Origin of the sequence: Cellulomonas sp. NPDC057328, assembly GCF_042667215.1 — a bacterium.
In the GTDB taxonomy this organism is placed as follows: Bacteria; Actinomycetota; Actinomycetes; order Actinomycetales; family Cellulomonadaceae; genus Cellulomonas.
In genome coordinates, this window is record NZ_JBHUZW010000177.1 from 1 (window position 1) to 5,519 (window position 5,519).

Below are 5,519 nucleotides of genomic sequence, written 5' to 3' on the forward strand. Positions count from 1 at the left end.
CCCCCGACCCGTCCGGGTCGGGGGCCGTCAGGGGGTGCGTCAGCCCTGGACGGCGCGCTTGAGGGCGCTGCCGGCCGTGAGCTTCACGCGGTGACCCGCGGGGATGTCGAGCTTCTCGCCCGTCTGCGGGTTCACGCCGGTCCGCGCGGCGCGCTCGGCGCGCGCGACCGAGAGGAAGCCGGAGATCGCCACGTCCTCGCCGGCGGCGAGCTTCTCGACGAGCACCTCCTGGAAGGCCTTGAGGGCCTTGTCGGCCTCGGCGTTGCTCAGGCCGGCCTTCTCGGCGATGGCCTGGACGAGCTCGGTGCGGTTGACGCTCACGTCAGGTGCTCCTTGGGGGTCGGATCGCTGCCCGGGCCGGACGACGGACCGGGCGTGCGGTGCGGGCACGCCCGTACGCACGGCCCTCGACACTAGCGGCGCGCGGGCGTCCTGGTGCACGCGGCACGCCCGTGGCGCGTCACGTCACCGTCGCGGGGCACGCCCACGGCGGGCGTCAGCACGGCGCCGGCGCCGCGTCACGGCCCGCGTCACGGCGTCCGTCACGGCCGGACGGGTGCGCGCCGGCCGCGGGCCCGGACCTCCTCGGCGGTGCGCGTCGTGACGACCCGGTCGGCGCCGATGCCGTGCGCGACGGCCCGTTCGCAGCCCGCGCGCAGCCACGCGAGCTGCCCCGGTGCGTGGGCGTCCGAGTCGATCGTGAACTCGCAGCCGGCCGCCACCGCGACCTCGAGCAGCGCGTGCGGCGGGTCGAGGCGGTCCGGGCGGGCGTTGATCTCGACGGCGACGCCGTGCTCGGCGCACGCGGCGAACACCGCCTCGGCGTCGAACTCGCTCGGCGGCCGCTCGCGGCCCGTCAGGCGCCGCCCCGTGCAGTGCCCGAGCACGTCGGTGCGCGGGTCGCGCACGGCCGCGAGCATGCGGCGCGTCATCGACGCCCTGTCCATGCGCAGCTTCGAGTGCACGGACGCGACGACCACGTCGAGCTCGTCGAGCAGGTCGGGGTCCTGGTCGAGGCTGCCGTCGTCGAGGACGTCGCACTCGATGCCGGTGAGCACGTCGAAGGGCGCGACGGCGCGGCGCAGCGCGGCGACCTGCGCCGTCTGCGCCCGCAGCCGTGCGGCGGACAGGCCGTTCGCCACGGTGAGCCGCGGCGAGTGGTCCGTGATCGCGAGGTAGTCGTGGCCGAGCTCGAGGGCGGCGAGCACCATCTCCTGCACCGGTGTCGCGCCGTCGCTCGCGTCGGTGTGCGCGTGGAGGTCGCCACGCAGGGCCGCGAGCAGCGCCGACGCCGCGTCGTCGGGCGCCGGCGCCGCGGCCGCCTCCTCCTCGAGCGCGTCGAGCGCCGGCACGGGACGCCCGGCGAGCGCGCGGGCCACCGCGTCGGCGGTCTTCGCGCCGACGTGCGGCAGGTCGGTGAGCGACCCGCCCGCCGCCAGCGCGTGCAGCCGGTCGGGGTCCTGGTGCTCGACGGTGCGGGCGGCCGCCCGGTACGCCGCGGGCCGGTAGCTGCTCGCCTGCGCGCGCTCGAGGAGGAACGCGATGCGCCGCAGCGTCGCGACGGCGCGGTCGCGGTCGTCCGCTGCGGTCACGAGGCCTTCTTGCGCGTCCGCTTCGCCGGGGCCTTCGCGCCGTCGTCGTCACCGTCGCCCGACGCGGCCTTGGCGCGCGAGCGCTGCTTGGGCGCCCGGGCCTCGTCGTCGTCCGCCGCCGACCCGCCGCGGGCGGCCTTCCCGGCGCCCTTCGTCGCTGCCGGGGCGTCGCCCGACGTCTCGCCCACCCCCTCGCCCCGTGCGCTGCGAGCCTTCTCGACGCTGCGCTGCAGCGCCGCGAGCAGGTCGACGACCTCGCCGGCGCCCTCCTCGGGCTCGTCCTCGGCCGCGGCCGGCGCCCGGGTCTCCCCCGACGACACCTTCTGCTCGATGAGCTCCTCGAGCGCGGTGACGTAGGCGTCGGTGTACTGCGAGGGGTCGAAGTCGGCGGCGAGCGACTCGACGAGCGAGCTCGCCATCGTCAGCTCCTGGGGGCGCACCGTCACCTCGGCGTCGAGGATCGGGAAGTCGGCCGCTCGGACCTCGTCCGGCCACAGCAGCGTCTGCAGGACGATGACCTTGTCGCGCACGCGCAGGACGGCCATGCTCTCGCGCTGGCGCAGCGCGACCTTCACCACGGCCATGCGGTCGGTCTGCTCGAGGGCGCCGCGCAGCAGCGCGTACGGCTTGGCGGCCGTCTTGTCGGGCTCCAGGTAGTACGTCTTCTGGAGCAGGAGCGGGTCGACCTGCTCGGCGGGCACGAACTCGAGGACCTCGATCTCGCGCTCGGTCGACAGCGGCAGGCGCTCGAAGTCCTCGTCCGTCAGCACGACGAGCTCGCCGGAGTCCGTCTCGTAGCCCTTGGCGATGTCGCCCCACTCCACGGGCTCGCCGTCGACGCTGCACACCTTCTTGTAGCGGATGCGCCCGCCGTCCTCGCGGTGCACCTGGTGCAGCCGGACCTCGTGCTCCCCCGTCGCCGCGTACAGCTTCACGGGTACGTTGACCAGGCCGAACGCCACCGCACCCTTCCAGATCGCGCGCACGTCCGCCTCCCGTCGTCCCGCATGTCGTCCGGCACACGCCGTCCACGGGCAGGATGGACCCGTGCACCCCGTGCCCGCCACCCCTGAGCGCAGGTCAGCGCCGTGAGCGCGGACCGGCGGACGGTCGACGTCGGCGGCCGTCCGGTGCGTCTGACGCACCTCGAGAAGCCGATGTACCCGGCCACGGGGACCACCAAGGCGGAGGTGATGGACTACCTCGTCCGCGTCGCCCCGGCGCTCCTGCGCCAGCTCGCGGACCGTCCGGTCACGCGCATCCGGTGGCCCGACGGCGTCGGCGGGGAGCGCTTCTTCGAGAAGAACGTGCCGCGCGGCGCGCCCGCGTGGCTGCGCCACCACCGCGTGCCGGCCTCGCCCGGCGGCGACGAGGACGGCACCGTGCTCGACCTCCCGGTGCTCGAGGACCTCGCGGGGCTGGTGTGGGCGGCCAACCAGGGCGCGCTGGAGCTGCACACCCCGCAGTGGACCGTCGGCCCGCGCGGCGGCGTGCGCGACGCCGACCGGCTCGTCGTCGACCTCGACCCGGGACCCGGCGCGGGCCTCGACGAGTGCGTGCGCGTCGCGCACCTCGTGGCGGACCGGCTCGCGGCGGACGGCCTGGCGCGGACGGTGCCCGTCACGTCCGGCAGCAAGGGCCTGCAGCTCTACGCACCGCTCCCCCGGCCGCGCCCGCCGCACGACGTCCGGTCCTACGCCCGGGACCTGGCGCAGGCGGTCGCCCGGGACGAGCCCGGCCTCGTGGTGTCCGTGATGCGCAAGGACGTGCGGCCCGGGCGGGTCCTGATCGACTGGTCGCAGAACCACCCGGCGAAGACGACCATCACGCCGTGGTCGCTGCGCGGCCGCGAGCGGCCGACCGCCGCGGTGCCGCGCCGCTGGGACGAGATGGAGCCCGGGCTGACGCAGCTCACCGCCGACGAGGCCGTCGCACGGCTCGAGCGGGACGGGGACCCCTTCGACGACTGACGCCGCTGGTCGTGGCCCGGCCGCGGGCGCCCGTGCTCCTGTGGCGGACCGTCGGGCGTGCTGGCAGCGTGGACGCAGCGCCGGACCGCCGGGTCCGGGAGGCGACATCGAAGGAGTGGTCATGGCTCGCGCCGATCTTCCGAAGTACACCGTCCCGTCCCTCACCCCCGAGGACGGCGCCCGGGTGGCGGAGATCCTCCAGGGGCGGCTGCACGCGCTCAACGACCTGCAGCTGACGCTCAAGCACATCCACTGGAACGTCGTCGGCCCGCACTTCATCGCCGTGCACGAGATGCTCGACCCGCAGGTCGACGCCGTGCGCGCCATGGTGGACGCCACCGCGGAGCGGATCGCGACCCTCGGCGTCTCGCCGCAGGGCACGCCCGGGCAGATCGTGGCCAACCGCACCTGGGACGACTACAGCATCGGCCGCGCCACGACGTCCGCCCACCTCGGCGCGCTCGACGAGGTGTACGTCGGCGTCATCACCGACCACCGGGCCGCCGCGGAGGCGACCGAGGAGCTGGACACGGTGACGAACGACCTTCTCGTCGGGCACCTGCACGAGCTCGAGCTGTTCCACTGGTTCGTCCGTGCGCACCTGGAGAACGCCGGCGGCGGGCTGTCGAACGCGGGCGCGTCGACGGAGCAGGACGCCGCCGCGCTCGCCGAGGCCGGCAACCCCGCCGACGACGCGCACTCGTGACGCCGATGCCCCGGCACGCCCAGCCCGTCCCCGCCGGCCCGTCCGACGGGGACGGGCTGCGTGCGGGCCGCGTCGCCCCGCGGTTCGACGGCGCGACCGCAGGCCGCCTGCACGTGGCCGCGCGCCTCGAGGACCGGGTCGACACTGCGGTGGCGCGCGTGCTGCGCCGGCGCGGGTGGACCGTGCGCATCGTCTCGTACGCCGGGTACGGGTCCCGGGGCTGGGTCCGCGTGCTCGCGCGCACCCTGCTCGCCTCGCCCGCCGTCGCGGGGCAGGACCTGCCGGGCGCCGGGGGCGCGGCCCAGACCGGCGAGGAGCGCCCCGCGCCGTCGGTCCGTGGCTGGCGGTCCTTCCTCACCTCGCCGGTGGCCGGCGCCGACCTCGAGGTGCGCGTCGGCGACGCCACGCACGTGGTGACGACCGACCGCGGCGGCTACGTCGACGCGGTCGTGCCGTCGGACCTGCCGCCCGGCTGGCACGAGGTGACGCTCACCTCCGCGGACGGCGCGCAGTCGGTCGCACCCGTGCTCGTCGTGGGGGCCGGGCCGACCGTCGGTGTGGTCAGCGACATCGACGACACGGTGATGGTGACGCGTCTGCCGCGTCCGCTCGTCGCGGCGTGGAACACGCTCGTGCGGCACGAGAACGCGCGCGAGGCGGTCCCCGGCATGTCACGGCTCTACCGGGAGCTGCGGCTGGGCGACGCGGACCGGCCGCTCGTGTACCTGTCGACGGGGGCGTGGAACGCCGCGCCCGCGATCAGCCGGTTCCTGCGCCGGCACGACTACCCGGCGGGCCCCCTGCTCCTCACCGACTGGGGCCCCACCAACACCGGACTGTTCCGCAGCGGCCAGCAGCACAAGGTCGCGCAGCTGCGCCGCCTGTTCGCGGAGCTGCCGCAGGTGCGGTGGCTGCTGGTCGGCGACGACGGCCAGCACGACCCGGAGATCTACGCCGGGGCCGTGGCGCACCACCCGGAGCGCGTCGAGGCGGTGCTCATCCGCCAGCTGACCGCCGCGGAGCACGTCCTCTCGCACGGTCTGCCGACCGCGACGCCGCAGCAGGAGGACGCCGAGGAGGACGCGGAGCGGCCGGGCATCGCGGTGCTGCAGGGTGCCGACGGCGAGGAGCTGCTGGCGCACGCCCGCGAGCACGGGCTCGTGCCGGGCGGCTGAGCCCGCCGCCGCTGCCGGCCCCCGGAGCCCCCGGGAGAACGGCCACGGCCCCGGACGACCGGTGACGGTCGTCCGG

6 protein-coding genes are annotated in these 5,519 nt (G+C 76.0%); 3 read left to right on the forward strand and 3 right to left on the reverse strand.

The genetic code is table 11. The features are described from left to right. Nucleotides 1–39 precede the first annotated feature (39 nt). The 3 genes from ACFUMH_RS18475 to ACFUMH_RS18485 form a co-directional block, all read right to left on the reverse strand. Nucleotides 40–321: an HU family DNA-binding protein gene (locus ACFUMH_RS18475; protein WP_378208968.1), complete on the reverse strand. Its 282-nt coding sequence runs from the start codon at nucleotides 319–321 to the stop codon at nucleotides 40–42. A gap of 221 nt (nucleotides 322–542) precedes the next feature. After that, nucleotides 543–1,592 (reverse strand): PHP domain-containing protein, encoded by a 1,050-nt coding sequence (locus tag ACFUMH_RS18480; protein WP_378208970.1) that lies wholly within the window; start codon nucleotides 1,590–1,592, stop codon nucleotides 543–545. Beyond that, a complete protein-coding gene (locus ACFUMH_RS18485) occupies nucleotides 1,589–2,578 on the reverse strand; it encodes a Ku protein (RefSeq protein WP_378208972.1) in 990 nt (329 codons plus the stop codon). The genes ACFUMH_RS18480 and ACFUMH_RS18485 overlap by 4 nt, the downstream gene beginning before the upstream one ends. A 102-nt stretch (nucleotides 2,579–2,680) precedes the next feature. On the opposite strand from ACFUMH_RS18485, the gene ligD reads away from it, so the two are divergent. The 3 genes from ligD (at nucleotide 2,681) to ACFUMH_RS18500 (ending at nucleotide 5,443) form a co-directional block, all read left to right on the forward strand. Continuing rightward, nucleotides 2,681–3,562 (forward strand): non-homologous end-joining DNA ligase, encoded by an 882-nt coding sequence (ligD, locus tag ACFUMH_RS18490; RefSeq protein ID WP_378208974.1) that lies wholly within the window; start codon nucleotides 2,681–2,683, stop codon nucleotides 3,560–3,562. Between the two features lie 121 nt (nucleotides 3,563–3,683). Further along, complete coding sequence (locus ACFUMH_RS18495) at nucleotides 3,684–4,268, forward strand: Dps family protein (protein ID WP_378208976.1); 585 nt, start codon at nucleotides 3,684–3,686, stop codon at nucleotides 4,266–4,268. A gap of 5 nt (nucleotides 4,269–4,273) precedes the next feature. Beyond that, nucleotides 4,274–5,443, forward strand: a complete 1,170-nt coding sequence (locus tag ACFUMH_RS18500; RefSeq protein ID WP_378208978.1) for an App1 family protein — start codon at nucleotides 4,274–4,276, stop codon at nucleotides 5,441–5,443. Nucleotides 5,444–5,519: the final 76 nt, after the last annotated feature.

What these genes read in the sequence shown, in the direction of transcription:
- ACFUMH_RS18495 (WP_378208976.1), top strand. Translation starts at nt 3,684, where the DNA reads ATGGCTCGCGCCGATCTTCCGAAGTACACCGTCCCGTCCCTCACCCCC.
- ACFUMH_RS18500 (WP_378208978.1), top strand. Translation starts at nt 4,274, where the DNA reads ATGCCCCGGCACGCCCAGCCCGTCCCCGCCGGCCCGTCCGACGGGGAC.